Raw genomic sequence first — 15,033 nt, forward strand, 5'->3', positions numbered from 1 at the left:
ATTGCGGGGATCGCCCGTTTTCCGGGCTTTACGTTGGAATTAGTCTTCGTCTGCTTCGTTTTCGTCGTTCTGGTTTGCGGCAGCGGCCTTGGCCGCCTTGTCTGCCCGCAGCGCATCACGAATAAGGTCGTCCGTCAGAATGAGCTTCGCATCGGAAAGCGCAGTGAACGGAATAACGACTGTCGGCTCTTCGCCATAAGCGATCTGGTCGCGTTCCAGCTTGAAACCGTCAGCATCAACCTCAACGATCTTGCCGCGAAACCGCTTGCGGTTCTCGACCAGAATGGAGGTTTCGACCTTCACCAGATGGCCCTGCCAACGGGTGAAATCCGATTTGCGAACCATCGGCCGGTCGATGCCGGGCGAGGAAACTTCAAGATGATACGCTTTATCGACCGGATCTTCCACATCAAGAACCGGTGAAATGGCCATGGAAATGGCTTCACAGTCCTCAACGGTCATCGTGCCGTCTTCCCGTTCCGCCATCACCTGCAGCGTCATGCCGTTCTGATTGGAAAGCCGCACGCGCACCAGAACATAGCCCATACCCGTCAGAACGGGTTCGATGATCTCGGCAATACGCTGGTCGATGCCGGTTTCGGTTATAAGTCGCGGTTCGTGTGCGGTGTCTGCCATCTGGCCTTCCGGTTTTGGATTGTCGCCGGGCTTTCAGCCCTCTGTTTCCGGTTCGCCTAACGAAAAAGAGCGGAGCCTTGCGGCCCCACTCTTCATCAAGCGATCAAGAATTTCAGTGGTCATATAGACCCATCGGTGCAGGATTGCAAGGTTTTCGCGGGTAGACTCGCTTCCGCTGCGCCCTCGGCCATATTTTCACCCTTCCCGTGCGGGAAAGGCTGGCATGATTTTCGGCACTGTCTATAGTTGCCGTTTGATAAATCGCAGTTGCATCAAGTGGACAGAGCGTGCCTGACCGTAAATCGCCACTCGCGCCTTTAAGGCATTTGACTTACAGACGAATCTGGATCGCGAGCCTTGCCTCGAATTTCGGTGGACTGATCCAGGCGGTGGGCGCCGCATGGATGATGACCTCGCTCTCCAGTTCGGAAAACATGATCGCGCTGGTGCAGGCCTCCACCTCTTTGCCGATCATGCTGTTCTCGCTGATTTCAGGTGCGCTGGCCGATAGTTTCGACCGCCGCCGCATCATGATTTCGGCGCAGCTGCTGATGCTGACCGCCTCCGTGCTGCTGACGGTCTTTGCCTGGTCCGGCTGGCTCACGCCCTGGCTGCTGCTCTTCTTCACCTTTATGATCGGCTGTGGCACGGCCCTCAACAATCCGTCCTGGCAGGCCTCCGTCGGCGAAATGGTGCCGCGCGAGGATTTGCCCGCCGCCGTGACGCTGAACAGTGTCGGCTTCAATATTACCCGCAGTGTCGGCCCGGCCATCGGCGGTATCATCGTCGCCGCCGCCGGTGCGGCCGCCGCATTTTTCGTGAATGCGCTGAGCTATTTCACGCTGATCTACGCCCTGTTTCGCTGGCAGCCGCCCAAATATGCCTCGACCCTGCCGCGGGAGCAGCTTCTGGCTGCCATTTCGGACGGCATGCGTTATGTGGCGATGTCGCCCAATATCGGCAAGGTGCTGGTGCGCGGCTTCCTTTTCGGCCTTTCAGCCAGCGCCATCCTCGCCTTGATGCCCATCGTCGCCCGCGACCTGGTGGAGGGCGGCCCGCTGACCTATGGCGTCATGCTGGGTGCCTTCGGCGTCGGCGCGATTGGCGGTGCGCTGATCAGCGCGAGATTGCGCGAGGTGCTGTCCAGCGAATGGATCGTGCGCGTCGCATTTCTAGGCTTCGCCTTCAGCGCCGGCGTAACGGCGGTGAGCACGAGCGCGATCATCACGTCACTGGTGCTGACCGTTGCCGGCGCCTGCTGGGTGCTGGCACTGTCGCTCTTCAATACCATTGTCCAGCTCTCCACCCCGCGATGGGTGGTTGGCAGGGCGCTCTCGCTTTACCAGACGCTCACCTTCGGCGGCATTGCGGTCGGCAGCTGGCTGTGGGGTGAGTTGGCGGAAGATTACGGCATTTCCTATTCGCTGCTCTGTTCCTGCGCACTGATGCTGCTTGGCGTCGTCGTCGGCCTCAAGCTCGCCATGCCAGCCTTTGCCTCGCTAAATCTCGATCCGCTCAACCGTTTTGTGGAGCCGCCGCTGAGACTGGACATCAAGCCGCGCAGCGGGCCCATCGCCATCCTCATCGACTACGAAATCCATGACGAGGATCTGGGCGAATTCCTGCCGCTGATGGCCGAGCGCCGCCGCATTCGCATTCGTGACGGCGCGCGCAACTGGAACCTGATGCGGGATCTCGAAAACCCCGACATCTGGACGGAAAGTTACCATGTGCCGACCTGGGTGGAATATGTCCGCCATAATCACCGCCGCACCCAGGCAGATGCAGAGGCCTGGGACCGGCTGCTGGAGCTTCACCGCGGCAAGACGCGGCCACGGGTGCACCGGATGATCGAACGTCAGACCATCCCGCCGACCGACGATATCTTTCACAAGCCTCATACCGATCAGCATTGAGAGACGATGGGTAAGTGAGTGGCGATGCCCTTCTCACACACTCCCCGTCATCCTCTGGCCTGTCCCGAGGATCCAAACACCTATCATTAAATCAATCGGTTGCAGATGCTCGGGACAGGCCCGAGCATGACGGAGGAGAGGTTTTCACACGCTGCCAGCAACGCTACTTCAGCTTCGCCTTCAACGTCGCATCGGGAAAGCAGGTTGGAGCGAGCCCGTTTTTCAACTGCCAGTCCCCAAGCGAGCGGCGCGTCTTGAAACCGGCGAGGCCATCTGCCTTGCCTACATCGTAGCCCTTGGCAATCAACGCCTTCTGCATTGCCAGAACATCCGAGCGCAGCATTGAGCCCACATTGCCCCATTCCCCCTGGAACGGCCCCGCCCCATGGGCGATGCGGTCAGCGAGATTGCCGATGAAAAGCGCATAGAGATCGGAATTATTATATTCCTTTATGACGTAGAAATTCGGCGTCACCACAAATTCTGGCCCGTGGCGCCCAGCCGGGACCAGCATCATGCCATCGGCAGAGAGGTCATTGGCCGGGAAGGCTTTTCCGGAAATGCGTGTGATGCCCATTTTCGCCCAGTCCGCCACAGGTCGTGCGAGATCAGGCCCTTCCTGCGCGCAGGAAACATTGGCGGGGATCGAGACTTCGAAACCCCAGTCGCGATTGCGTTGCCAGCCGCGCTGGGAAAGATAGTTGGCTATGGATGCCAACGCGTCCGGCACGGAGTTCCAGATGTCGCGGTGGCCGTCGCCATCAAAGTCCACGGCATATTTGAGATAGCTCGATGGCATGAATTGCGGCTGGCCGAGCGCACCGGCCCAGGAGCCCATCATGCGAGCGGCCGCGATATCGCCACTCTCGACGATCTTCAGCGCATCGATCAACTCGGCGCGAAACATCTCCTTGCGGGTAGACATATAGGCTTTTGTGGCCAGCACATCGACCACGGAATGCGGCAGTTTTGCCCGGCCGAAACCGGATTCGCGGCCCCAGATCGCAACGACGATATCACCTGGCACACCGTATTTCGCCTCTATCCGGCGCAGCGTCGCCCGGTGGGTGGAAGCAAGCGAACGCCCGGTGGCGGCAAGACCCTGCAGCCGCTTTTCCGAGAAATAGGCGCCGGGCGAGGAAAATTCCGCCTGGCTCTGGCTCTGCTCCTTCGGCGGCTTCTGGCCGGGAATGACGAGATCGGGCAGGTTCCAGCTGATGGAGAGACCGCTGAGCGTGGCCTCAAGCGTCCTTTGCGAAATGCCGGCCTTGCGCGCTTCCGGCCAGATTTCCTTTTTCAGCCAGGCATTAAATTCGGCATCATATCGGGCTGCCGCTGCTCCTGTCGGTGCCGATTGCGCCAACGCCGTCGTTGCTGAAAAAACGGAAAGAAGGGCAGCCAGTGCCTTCGGGGCAAAACGGTTTCGCATTCGGTCTCCTCTTTGAATGACGGGGAGGGAGGGGGACTTCAGATTGTCGTTCGCGCCCGAAGCGCGGCCGTCAAAGTGCCCTCGTCGAGATAATCGAGCTCACCGCCCACCGGCACGCCATGCGCAAGCCGGGTGATCTTGATGTCGAGACCGGAGAGGCGGTCGGTGATGTAATGGGCGGTTGCCTGCCCTTCCACCGTCGCATTGACGGCGATGATGAGCTCGCGAATGCCGCCGGCGCTCACACGGTCGATCAGGCCCTTGATGTTCAGGTCCTCGGGCCCGACCCCGTCGAGCGGCGACAGCGTGCCCCCCAGCACGTGATAGGCAGTGTTCATCGCACCCGTCCGCTCCAGCGCCCAGAGATCAGACACATCTTCCACCACGATGATGACCGACTGGTCGCGCCGGTCGTCGGCGCAGACGGTGCAGGGGTCTATCGTATCGACGTTGCCGCAGCAGGAGCAGATCTTCACCTTGTCATAGGCCTCGCCCATGGCATGGCCCAGCGGCCCGAGAAGCTGTTCCTTCTTCTTGATGAGATGCAGTGCTGCCCGTCGCGCCGAGCGGGGCCCAAGTCCCGGCACTTTTGCCAGGAGCTGGATCAGTTTTTCGATTTCGGGGCCGGTGACTCGTTTTGCCATGAGCGCTTTCTACTGCATAAATCGGGAAACGGGAATCATGAAGCGCAAAGGGTTGTTCATGAAAATCAGGGCGGTGTGCCGGGGCGAGGCGAAAAGGCTGCAGGGAAAGACCACGAAGACGGGCATCTTCAAACACGCCGTGCAGGGTCCCGTCATGGTCGATGCGGAAGGCATCGTCAGTGACGCCGTCTGCAATCGCAAACATCACGGCGGGCCGGATCAGGCGATTTACGTCATGGGCTCCGCCGATCTCGACTTCTGGTCCCGCTCTCTGGGCTTTGCGGTCGAACCCGGGTTTTTTGGTGAGAACCTCGTTCTTGATGGTGTCGACAGCGCAAAACTCCACGTTGGCGACAGGTTCTCGGCAAATGACGTTGAGCTGGAAGTGACTGCCGCCCGCATTCCCTGCGCCACCCTGTCGGTTCGCATCGGCGATCCCGATTTCGCACTGCGTTTCCGTCGGGCGGGCCAACCGGGGTTCTACTGCCGGGTGCTGAAAGGCGGCATGTTGGCTGCCGGGGAGGATATCGTGTTCAAACCCTATCGAGGATTGAAGCTGCCAATACCGACCATCTTGCAGCGCTTTCGCCCCATGCAGCTCAATGCAGCCGAACGCCGGGCCTTTCTGGAAACGCCGCTGGCGAGCCGGTTTCGCGCGATGCTGGAAGCTTGAAGCCGTCATGGGACAAGGAGGGCGCCCGCTCCATGCGCTTCGCCCTCTCTTCAGATCGGTTATATCAGAACGGCAGCTTCATGCCGGGCGGCAGCGGCAGGCCGGCGGTCAGCCCAGCCATCTTTTCCTGCGCCTGCGCTTCGCCTTTTTGCTTGGCGTCCTTATGCGCTGCGACGATCAGGTCCTCAAGGATTTCCACCTCGTCTTCCTTCAACAGCGAGGGATCGATTTTCAGGCCGCGCATTTCGCCCTTGCCGTTCAGAATGACGGTTACCAGACCGCCGCCAGCACGCCCCTCGATTTCGAGCGCAGCGATTTCTTCCTGCACCTTCTCCATCTTGGCCTGCATTTCCTTGACCTTGCCCATCATGCCCATGATGTCACGCATGTGCCAATCTCCTGTTCTTTTTGTTTAAAACTCGATATCGTCGCCAGGAAGGATGTCGCCTTCGCTCGATTCGGCAACCGATGGCGGCGCGATCTCTTCAGCCTCATCCTGTGCGGCGGCGCGGATGCGCACGTCGGTAATTTTTGCGCCGGGAAACTGCGCCAGGATGGCAGCCACATCAGGGTCCTGGCGTGCATCGACGAGACGCGCGTCCCGTGCGTTGCCCTCAGCCTCGACAAGGGTCGGTTCCCCTTGCTCCTTGCTGAGGCTGATGATCCAGTGGATGCCGGTCCATTCCTTGAGCTTGACGCCAAGTTCGCCGGGCAGGGAGCCGGGGGCACCTTCCCCGAGGCGCATATCGAGCCGGCCGGGCTCCAGCCGTACCAGCCGTACGAAGTTGCGCACTTTCGCCCGCATGACGGGATCGCGGTTCTTCTGGCACAGATCGGCAATATCCTGCACGGAACTGACGGGAACTTTCGGCTCCGGCCGCTCCTCCGTTTTCGGTGCTGCGACCTGCATTTCCTGCGGGCGGCTATCTGGAATGGCGCGCAGTATGGCGGAGGTCTGTGGCGTTGCCTGGCGCTGGTTGGGAAGATCGACAGGTCGTCCCGCGGCCACGGTCTGTGCTGACGAATAGGCGCGCGCACCGCCGCCATTGCCACCGCCGGAAGGTCCGCCATTGGCGTAACCCCCGTCACCGTTCGAAAGCTCCAGCAAGCGCCGGGCAGCATCTTCGGGTGCGGGAAGATTGGCAGCGTGCGCCAGCCGGATGAGAACCATTTCGGCAGCGCCGGCCGGGCGCGAGGCATTTTCCGTTTCCGGTATGCCCTTCAGCAACATCTGCCAGATGCGCGAAAGCGCGGTGACCGCAATCGTGTCGGCAAATTCCGCACCGCGCACGCGTTCTATTTCAGAAAGCGAGGGATCTTCCGCTGCATCCGGCACATATTTCATGCGGGTCACGAGATGGGTGAAATCGGCGAGATCGTTAAGGACCACAACCGGGTTCGCGCCCGCCTCATATTGACCGTTGAATTCCGACAGAGCGGCCGCGACATCGCCTTTGACGACATGCTGGAAGAGATCGACGATGCGGGCCCGGTCGGCAAGACCGAGCATGCCGCGTACCGCTTCAGCTTCCACCCGGCCACCGCCATGGGCGATTGCCTGATCGAGCAGCGACAGGCCGTCACGGGCAGACCCTTCCGCCGCGCGGGCGATCATCGAAAGCGCCTGCGGTTCGGCTTCGAAACCTTCCTTGCCGGCGATGGCGGTAAAAAGACCGACGAGATCGGCGGCGCTGATGCGGCGCAGGTCGAAACGCTGGCATCGTGACAGAACCGTAATCGGAACCTTGCGAATTTCCGTTGTGGCGAAGATGAACTTCACATGCTCCGGCGGCTCTTCCAGCGTCTTGAGCAGGCCGTTGAAAGCCTGCGTCGACAGCATGTGCACTTCGTCGATGATATAGACCTTATAACGCGCCGAGACAGGGCGATAACGCACCTGTTCGATGATTTCGCGAATATCGTCGATGCCGGTATGGGAGGCGGCGTCCATCTCGATCACGTCGACATGGCGACCTTCCATGATCGCCTGACAATGTTCACCGGGAATGCGCAGATCGATGGTCGGCTTGTCGATGGTGTCGGTTTTGTAATTCAGCGCTCGGGCGAGAATGCGGGCCGTGGTCGTTTTGCCCACGCCGCGGACGCCGGTCAGCATATAGGCCTGCGCAATACGTCCGGTCTCGAACGCGTTTGTCAGCGTGCGGACCATCGGCTCCTGTCCGACCATCAGATCGGAAAAATCCTTCGGGCGATATTTGCGCGCCAGTACCCGATAGCCGGTCCCGACCTGGGATTCGCTTGATGTGGTGGGTACGCTGTCGTTCATCGCCTCGCCAGTTTGTTTTGCCAGTTTGTCTTGGGGCGCTGAACTGGCCCGGCGAAAGCTGAGCACGTCTTTTAAAAGGTGGGAGGCTGGCACGGCGACCCGTGCCGGGCTCGTTAGGGCTGCTTCCTTCCGGACCTGACCCGGTTGGCGAGTGGCTCGTCCACCACCAACCTCCCGGGGCCACATATCGGCAATATCGACAGCAAATGCAAGCCAAGCATTCAAAAAACTGCTATCACAATGAAAACAAACATGGAGGACACCTTGGAGACATTCCAGCTGGACGAAAGACTGGCGCGCGATAGCGTGCTCGTGACGCGTTTGGGGCTATGTGAACTGCGTTTGCAAAATGACAGCCGCTGGCCATGGCTGGTGCTGGTGCCGCAGCGAGAGGGCGTCAGCGAGCTGTTCGATCTTACTCCGCTTGATCAGGCCGTGCTGACATTCGAGACCAATCTTGTCGCGTCCGCCTTGAAAGAAATTACCGCGGCCACCAAGATCAATGTGGGCGCTCTGGGCAACATCGTCCGGCAACTGCATGTCCATATTATCGCCCGCAATGAAGGCGACACCTGCTGGCCCGGCCCCATCTGGGGTCACGGGACGCCCGTGCCTTATGCCGCGGGCGAAAAGGAAACTTTGATGAAAAAAATCTCCGGCGCACTCTGATGATTTCCATGAAAATTTTTGAAACCACTGCCCCCCATCCCGAAGCAAGTCTGCTGACGGCTTTTTCCAAAAATGCCCTCGATCGTTTCGCGGAAAAGCGGACGGAGGAATGCGTTGCCGATGCCCTGAAAGTCGACGGCACTCATATTTTTGCCTTTTCGGGCAGTCGGCTTGTCCTGAAGCATGACGAACAGGTTATCGACCCCCTGTTTTCCGCTTATGAGCTGGCCGAGTTGCAGCCGGATTTCGACAATGCCGTCCTGCTTGGATATCGGGAGACTGGCGAACCGCGAATCGCCGTTCCCGTTGCCGTGGCCGAAGACCAGCTGGCGAGTCACTACAAGCTCGCCGATGCCCGCACGCTTTATCGCGATCACCTGCTGGAAGAGGAATTGCTGAGCGAGGTCGCCCAGGCCGTCAGCCTCACACATTGGAACGCCGACAACCGCTTTTGCGGGAAATGCGGTGGGGCCATGGAGCTGCGAATCGGCGGCTACAAGCGCATCTGCGCCGCCTGCAGCCACACTATTTTTCCACGCACCGATCCCGTCGTCATCATGATGACGATCGATATCGAGCGCGATCTGTGCCTGCTTGGCCGCGGAGCGCATTTTGCGCCGGGCATGTATTCGTGCCTCGCCGGTTTTGTGGAACCGGGCGAGACCATCGAACAGGCTGTTCGCCGTGAAACGCACGAGGAATCCGGTGTCGAAATCGGCCGCGTCCGTTATCACGCCTCCCAGCCTTGGCCGATGCCGCATACGCTGATGATCGGCTGTTATGCCGAGGCGTTGTCTTTTGAGATCGCACGCGATGAGGTCGAGCTTGAGGATTGCCGCTGGTTCACGCGGGAAGAGGTGGCAAAGATGCTGGAGGCCCCGGCGGGCGAAGGTCTTTCTGCGCCGCCCATGGGAGCCATCGCGCATCGCCTGATGCGCGACTGGGTGGAATGGCCGAAGTAGGAGATCGCGGCAGGCTCAGCTCTGGTTGAGCTTTCCGCGCATCGCATGGCCCTTGTAGACGCCGAGAATGCGGACTTTTTCAGAGAAGAAGCGCAGCTCGTCCAGGGCATGCCGCACGGGTTCGTCATCGGGATGGCCTTCAATGTCGGCATAAAATTGCGTCGCCACGAATTTGCCGCCGAGCTGGTAGCTTTCGAGCTTCGTCATATTGATGCCGTTCGTCGCAAAGCCACCCATGGCCTTGTAGAGTGCCGCGGGAATGTTGCGGACGTTGAAAACGAACGTCGTGACGACGATTTCTTCGCTCGACTGGCGCTTGGCCCAGTTTTCATCGCGGGACAGCACTACGAAGCGCGTGACGTTGTTTTCCGAATCCTCGACATTCTCGGCGAGAATATCGAGACCGTAAAGGCTGGCGGCAAGACGCGGCGCAAGCGCCGCCATGCTGCGGTCGCCCGTTTCGGAAACGAGTCTTGCCGATCCTGCCGTATCGCCGGCGATGACGGGTTTCCAGCCGTTGGAACGAATGATCTTGCGGCACTGGCCAAGTGCGTGGATGTGGCTGTGGACGGTGCGGATTTCGTCCTTTTTCACGCCCGGCATCACCATCAGCTGAAAGCGGATCGGCATGAAATATTCGCCGATGATATGCAGGCGCGATTCCGGCAGCAGGTGATGAATATCCGCCACGCGGCCGGCCAGAGTGTTTTCGATCGGGATCATGCCGAGATCGGCTTCGCCGTTTTCAATGGCGTTGAACGCATCCTCGAATGTCGGACACGGCAATGGTTCCATGTTCGGAAACATGTCGCGGCAGGCCATGTCGGAGTTCGCGCCGAATTCGCCCTGAAAGGCAATGCGATTGGTGATCAAGCTCATGGGACTGTCCGTTAAAGGGTTCTGCTTGCAAGAATTTTGCGGGCTTTTTCGAGATCGTGCGGTGTATCGACACCGAGCGGTACGGAGCTGACGATCTCGGCATCAATGCGCATGCCCGCTTCGAGAGCACGCAGCTGCTCCAGCCGCTCGCGCTTTTCCAGCGGTGAGGGCGGTAGACTCACGAATGTCTCGAGCGCAGCACGGCGATAGGTGTAGAGCCCGATATGATGATAAAGCGGCCCCTCGCCGTAAGGCGCGGTGGTGCGGGTGAAATAAAGCGCGCGCAGACGGGTTTCGGAAAGTGGGCTGCCCACAACTTTCACTACGTTCGGATTGGTTTTTTCTTCCTCGTCGGTGATTTCGACCGTCAGTGTCGCAATGTCGACGGCGGCGTTCTCCAGCGGGCGCAACGAGGCACGTATAGTTTCCGCCTCGATGGTTGGAAGGTCGCCCTGAACATTGATGACATATTCCGCCTTGCCATAGGGGTCGGCCTTCTGCAGCGCTTCGAAAATGCGATCCGAACCGGATTGATGGTCGTCACGCGTCATCATCACGTCGAAACCGGCATTTTGAACCGCCGAAAATACTTGTTCGTCATCGACCGCGACGACGATTCGCTCCGCGCCGGCCTCACGTGCCCGCTGCGCAACCTGCACGATCATCGGCTTGCCACCAATGTCGGCAAGCGGCTTGCCGGGCAGGCGCGTGGAGGCCATTCGCGCCGGTATGAGGACGACAGCTTTCTCGAAATCCCGATTATTCATCCGACACCCTTCAAATCCCGCCCGAAAAGTGTCAAAACGTCACGGTGTGGGGAGCATTATTCAAGTTGCGCAGGCTGTGCAAAAGCCATAGCTTTCGAGCAATTTCAAGATGCCCGTTATATCGAGCGGATGCGAGGGAGCGCGTTTAGATGAATTCTTATGTTAATATGGGCGTTGGGGCGTTTCTGGGTACAGTATTCGTCCTGATGTCGGTGTCGATTGCGTCCGAGGGCATTTTCCATGCGCCCGCGCCCGAAAAGGAAGGTTACGCCATCGTCGCGGAAGAAAGCAGCGGCGGAACGGGCGGCGGAGAAGCGGCGGCTGCGGCCACCCCGATCGCACAGTTGCTCGCCAGCGCGGACGCCGCCAAGGGCGAAGCGGTCTTCAAGAAATGTACGAGCTGTCATACCGGAGAGAGTGGTGGTGCAAACAAGGTCGGCCCCAATCTCTTCGATGTCGTCAACCGGCCGATCGCCAGCCACGAAGGTTTCAGCTACTCCGCAGCGATGAAGGATTTCTCCAAGGGTGGAGCCGAGCACTGGGATTACGATCATCTCAACTATTTTCTCGAAGCCCCGAAAAAGCACGTTCCAGGCACGGCCATGGGCTTTGCGGGTGTGAAGAAAGAAACGGAAAGAGCAGATCTTATTGCCTATCTCCGCACGCTGTCTGCGAACCCGGCGCCGCTGCCGGATCCGGCTGCAGCTCCCGCGCCGACAAATTAAAGGTGACGACAGTTCATGAGAAAAGCCCGGCAGAGATGCCGGGCTTTTCTTTTCGCAATCTTGCCTTGCCTCTTGAAGATCAGAAGCCCTTGCCGCCCCGCAACTCGGAAATCACCGTTCCGACCATGATCCTGACATCCAGCCAGACCGAAAAATTTTCGACATAATAAAGATCGGATACGATGCGTGCCCTTGCCTTGTCGCTGCGATCCGTCGGCCCGCGCAGGCCCCGCATCTGGGCAAGTCCCGTGATGCCTGGCCGCATCCGGTGCCGTAGGTGATAGTGCGGAACCAGCTCCTCGTAGAGACGGCCGGCCGCCAGCATGCCGATGGCATGGCAGCGCGGTCCGACCAGCGACATGTCACCCTTGAGCACATTGATGAGCTGTGGCAGCTCATCAATATTCGTGCGCCGGAGAATGGCGCCGATGCGGGTTATTCTCGGGTCATCCTTCACTGTTTGCGCCACGCCGGTGGCGTCGCACATGTCTGTTCTCATTGAGCGAAATTTATAGACGCGAATCTTCCGCCCATTCATGCCCCAGCGGACCTGCGAGAACAGGACCGGCCCGCGGCTGTCGAGTTTGACGAGCGCTGCCACCGTCAGCAGGACGGGAGCCAGTGCTACGAGGGCGATGGACGCCCCCGCAATGTCCATCGTTCTTTTGAGCGCGAACTGGCCGCGTTGTAGTGGAGATACCCGTTTCTCAAAAATGCAGGGCTGCGTTTCCGGTGTCTCGAAAGTGATGGCCGAGGAATAGGGATCGCCGAAAAAAACGGCATGGGATGAGCCTTTAGTACCCAACATAATATAGGATCCTGAAAAACTTATTTTGATAGAAGAAAATTAATTTATATGAACGATTAATAATTCATTTACTCTAAAAAGTCATCCGAAATGTAGCCGTGTCTGGGCAAATATCAATCTAAAGTTAACGTATGCACGCGGGTGTTGCGCTTCAGGCGATGATTCGCCACCGTGAATGCGGCGGCGACCGGTTCGGCCACCGAAAAGCTTGAAACGAAAGAGGGAAGGACTTGGACCTCGGTCGCTTTGTCCTTCGTTACCGGGATTTGGCGACGATCAAAACCTGTCAACGACCCATCAGAATGTCGAGCAGGGTGGTTTGTTTCGGTCCCGACGCGCCAGGCGCATCACCGCCAATATCGGCCGGCGGCACAGGGCCGTTGCCGGCGGAATAACGGGGTTCGATATCCCGCGAAGGAATATTAGTCGGCGGCGTCAGCCCTCCCGGCTGCCCATCTGGCTGATTCGGTGTGGGTGATGCCGGCGCCGCGGGATAGGCGCGGTTATCAGTCGTTCCGCCGCCCAGCGCGTTGGAAATGATGTCGCCAATGGAGGAGGGCGCATTCTCCGGCGCCGGTTGCTGCATATCCATGAGCGGCGGCACGCCGCCTGCACCAAGACCGAAGAGGGGCGAAGGCGAAAGACCGAAATGAGCCGCGGTCATGAACTCTTTCCACGCCCTTGCAGGAAGGCCGCCGCCCGTGACCTTTTTCATGGAGGTGCCGTCGTCGTTTCCAAACCAGACGCCGGTCGTCAGATTGCTCGTATAGCCAACAAAGAGCGCATCGCGGAAAGACTGCGTGGTGCCGGATTTCCCCGCTGCCTGCCAGCCCTGCAGGCGCGCGGCCTTGCCGGTACCTTCGGTGATGACGCGCGACAGCATGCCGTTCATCGTGGCGGCAATTTCTTCGCTCAGCACCCGTGGCGGATTGTCATATTTGTTTTCATAAAGCACCTTGCCATCGGCATCGGTGATACGCTTCACGATGTGCGGCGTGGCTTTATAGCCGCCATTCATGAAGGGAGCATAAGAAGCTGTCAGTTCCATCAGCGACACTTCCGAAGTGCCGAGCGCGATGGAGGCATTGTTCTGCAGCTCCGATTCGATGCCCATGCGATGCGCCACCTGTGTCACCCGCTCGGGACCGACCTCCATCACCAGCTGGGCGGCGATGGTGTTCAGGGAGTTGGCCAGCGCCGTGGCCAGTGTCACTTCGCCGCGAAATTTCTTCTCATAATTTTCCGGGGTCCAGTTGCCGATACGAACAGGCCCGTCATTACGAATGGTATAGGGCGTGAGCCCGGATTCGAGGGCGGCGACGTAGACGAAGGGCTTGAATGCCGAGCCGGGTTGCCGTTTTGCCTTGGCGGCGCGGTTAAACTGGCTTTCGGCATAATCCGCCCCGCCCACCACGGCCCTGATCGCGCCCGTACCATCGATGGAAACCAGTGCCGCCTGGGAGGCGCCCTGTTTTTTGCCGTCGCCCTGCAGCACGTGGGTCAGCGCCTTTTCGGCATCGCGCTCGAGATCGGGATCGATTGTCGTATCGACGACGATATCCTGCTTGACCTCGCCAACCAGGCCGCGCACCTCTTCCAGCACCATGTCGGCGGCATAATGTTCGGCACCGGACCAGAAGCGTTTCGCTTTGGTCGGCGGCTGCGACATGGCGGTCTTGATCTCATCATCGGTAATGAAACCGACGTCGCGCATGGATTGCAGCACGACCTGCGCCCGTTCTTCCGCTGCCTGTGGGTCCCGTGCCGGCGAAAGGCGCGAGGGCGCTTTGAGAAGCCCGGCGAGCATTGCCGCTTCGCCCAGATTGACGTCGCGGGCGGATTTGTTGAAGTAGCGCCGCGAGGCCGCCTCGACGCCATAGGCGTTGGATCCGAAATAGACGCGATTGAGGTACATCGCCAGGATTTGATCCTTGGTGAACTTGTGCTCCAGCCAGAAGGACAGCAGCACTTCCTGAACCTTGCGTTCCAGGGTCCTGTCCGGCGAAAGGAAAAGGTTCTTCGCCAGCTGTTGCGTCAGTGTCGAGCCGCCCTGCACGGTTCGCCCCGTCAGCACATTCGTGACGATGGCGCGTCCGAGACCAAGCGGATCGACCCCGAAATGGGAATAAAACCGTCGGTCCTCAATCGCCATGACAGCCTGTGGAATATAGGGCGACATGTCTTCCAGCGCGAGCGCCTCGCCGCCGGTCGTGCCACGGTTTGCAAGCACGCTGCCATTCACGGAAACGATCTTCACATTCGGCGGACGTTCTGGAATGGACCAGCTGCTGGCACTCGGCATGCGCGCGCCATAATAAAGCACAAGTCCGGCAATCCCGATACCGCCCCAAATGCCCAGCACGATGCACCAATAGACGAGGGACCGGATGAAACCCGTCGCCCCCCGACCTGTGCCGCGGGCGCGCTTTTCGTTTTTCGTCTTGGGTCGGCGTGAAGCCTGTTTCGGTTTCTTCGGCGACTGTTTTGCAGTGCCGCTGATGCGCTCGCTGGCGTCAAGACGCAGATCGTCACCGGACTCGTGGAAATCCCCGAAGGAGGGTTCTACCCGTTCGCGTGATCTACCCTTGCCTGCCATCCAGCCGAAATCGCTCCTTTTGGGGGACCGCCTGTGCCTTGT

General features: G+C 59.5%; 14 protein-coding genes and 1 other RNA gene. 5 read left to right on the forward strand and 10 right to left on the reverse strand.

Annotated elements, in window-relative coordinates; all coding sequences use genetic code 11:
- Positions 1–39: 39 nt before the first annotated feature.
- Entirely contained in the window at positions 40–636 is a 597-nt protein-coding gene (gene rimP / locus AGR2A_RS01855) for a ribosome maturation factor RimP (protein ID WP_004439068.1), read from the reverse strand.
- Positions 637–923: 287 nt separating this feature from the next.
- Between rimP and AGR2A_RS01860 the strand changes: the two genes are divergently transcribed.
- Positions 924–2,552, forward strand: a complete 1,629-nt coding sequence (locus AGR2A_RS01860; RefSeq protein ID WP_080822366.1) for an MFS transporter — start codon at positions 924–926, stop codon at positions 2,550–2,552.
- A gap of 163 nt (positions 2,553–2,715) precedes the next feature.
- On the opposite strand, the gene AGR2A_RS01865 is transcribed toward AGR2A_RS01860, so the two are convergent.
- On the reverse strand, positions 2,716–3,981 hold the full coding sequence (locus AGR2A_RS01865; RefSeq protein ID WP_072493777.1) for a lytic murein transglycosylase: 1,266 nt from the start codon (positions 3,979–3,981) through the stop codon (positions 2,716–2,718).
- Between the two features lie 38 nt (positions 3,982–4,019).
- Positions 4,020–4,625: a recombination mediator RecR gene (gene recR, locus AGR2A_RS01870; protein ID WP_003507177.1), complete on the reverse strand. Its 606-nt coding sequence runs from the start codon at positions 4,623–4,625 to the stop codon at positions 4,020–4,022.
- A gap of 37 nt (positions 4,626–4,662) precedes the next feature.
- Here recR and AGR2A_RS01875 point away from each other — a divergent pair, with 37 nt between their 5' ends.
- The gene (locus AGR2A_RS01875; RefSeq protein ID WP_072493778.1) at positions 4,663–5,298 is read left to right on the forward strand and encodes an MOSC domain-containing protein; all 636 of its coding nucleotides are present in this window, start codon (positions 4,663–4,665) and stop codon (positions 5,296–5,298) included.
- A 64-nt stretch (positions 5,299–5,362) separates the two neighbouring features.
- Here the strand turns inward: AGR2A_RS01875 and AGR2A_RS01880 are convergent, their stop codons facing one another.
- The 3 genes from AGR2A_RS01880 to ffs all read right to left on the reverse strand — a co-directional run bounded on the left by AGR2A_RS01880 (position 5,363) and on the right by ffs (position 7,760).
- Complete coding sequence (locus AGR2A_RS01880) at positions 5,363–5,686, reverse strand: YbaB/EbfC family nucleoid-associated protein (protein WP_004439084.1); 324 nt, start codon at positions 5,684–5,686, stop codon at positions 5,363–5,365.
- 24 nt (positions 5,687–5,710) lie between these two features.
- A complete protein-coding gene (locus AGR2A_RS01885; protein ID WP_072493779.1) occupies positions 5,711–7,585 on the reverse strand; it encodes a DNA polymerase III subunit gamma/tau in 1,875 nt (624 codons plus the stop codon).
- 78 nt (positions 7,586–7,663) lie between these two features.
- Positions 7,664–7,760: signal recognition particle sRNA small type (gene ffs / locus AGR2A_RS01890), an RNA gene on the reverse strand.
- A gap of 65 nt (positions 7,761–7,825) precedes the next feature.
- Between ffs and AGR2A_RS01895 the strand changes: the two genes are divergently transcribed.
- Positions 7,826–8,254 carry an HIT domain-containing protein gene (locus AGR2A_RS01895; RefSeq protein WP_006699828.1) on the forward strand — a complete coding sequence of 143 codons (429 nt, stop codon included), beginning with the start codon at positions 7,826–7,828 and terminating at the stop codon, positions 8,252–8,254.
- On the forward strand, positions 8,254–9,216 hold the full coding sequence (gene nudC / locus AGR2A_RS01900; RefSeq protein ID WP_077986523.1) for an NAD(+) diphosphatase: 963 nt from the start codon (positions 8,254–8,256) through the stop codon (positions 9,214–9,216). Before AGR2A_RS01895 ends, nudC begins: the two co-directional genes overlap by 1 nt.
- 15 nt (positions 9,217–9,231) lie before the next feature.
- Here the strand turns inward: nudC and AGR2A_RS01905 are convergent, their stop codons facing one another.
- Together AGR2A_RS01905 and AGR2A_RS01910 are read right to left on the reverse strand one after the other, a co-directional pair.
- The gene (locus AGR2A_RS01905) at positions 9,232–10,095 is read right to left on the reverse strand and encodes a prephenate dehydratase (protein WP_004439096.1); all 864 of its coding nucleotides are present in this window, start codon (positions 10,093–10,095) and stop codon (positions 9,232–9,234) included.
- 11 nt (positions 10,096–10,106) lie between these two features.
- Complete coding sequence (locus tag AGR2A_RS01910; protein WP_072493780.1) at positions 10,107–10,862, reverse strand: 3-deoxy-manno-octulosonate cytidylyltransferase; 756 nt, start codon at positions 10,860–10,862, stop codon at positions 10,107–10,109.
- A 149-nt stretch (positions 10,863–11,011) separates the two neighbouring features.
- Here AGR2A_RS01910 and AGR2A_RS01915 point away from each other — a divergent pair, with 149 nt between their 5' ends.
- Complete coding sequence (locus tag AGR2A_RS01915; protein WP_004439101.1) at positions 11,012–11,587, forward strand: c-type cytochrome; 576 nt, start codon at positions 11,012–11,014, stop codon at positions 11,585–11,587.
- 79 nt (positions 11,588–11,666) lie between these two features.
- Here AGR2A_RS01915 and AGR2A_RS01920 read toward each other — a convergent pair whose 3' ends face one another.
- Complete coding sequence (locus tag AGR2A_RS01920) at positions 11,667–12,395, reverse strand: sugar transferase (RefSeq protein ID WP_072493781.1); 729 nt, start codon at positions 12,393–12,395, stop codon at positions 11,667–11,669.
- 286 nt (positions 12,396–12,681) lie between these two features.
- Positions 12,682–14,991 (reverse strand): transglycosylase domain-containing protein, encoded by a 2,310-nt coding sequence (locus tag AGR2A_RS01925; RefSeq protein WP_072493782.1) that lies wholly within the window; start codon positions 14,989–14,991, stop codon positions 12,682–12,684.
- Positions 14,992–15,033 lie beyond the last annotated feature (42 nt).

The organism is Agrobacterium genomosp. 2 str. CFBP 5494 (assembly GCF_900013495.1).
Taxonomy (GTDB): Bacteria; Pseudomonadota; Alphaproteobacteria; order Rhizobiales; family Rhizobiaceae; genus Agrobacterium; species Agrobacterium pusense.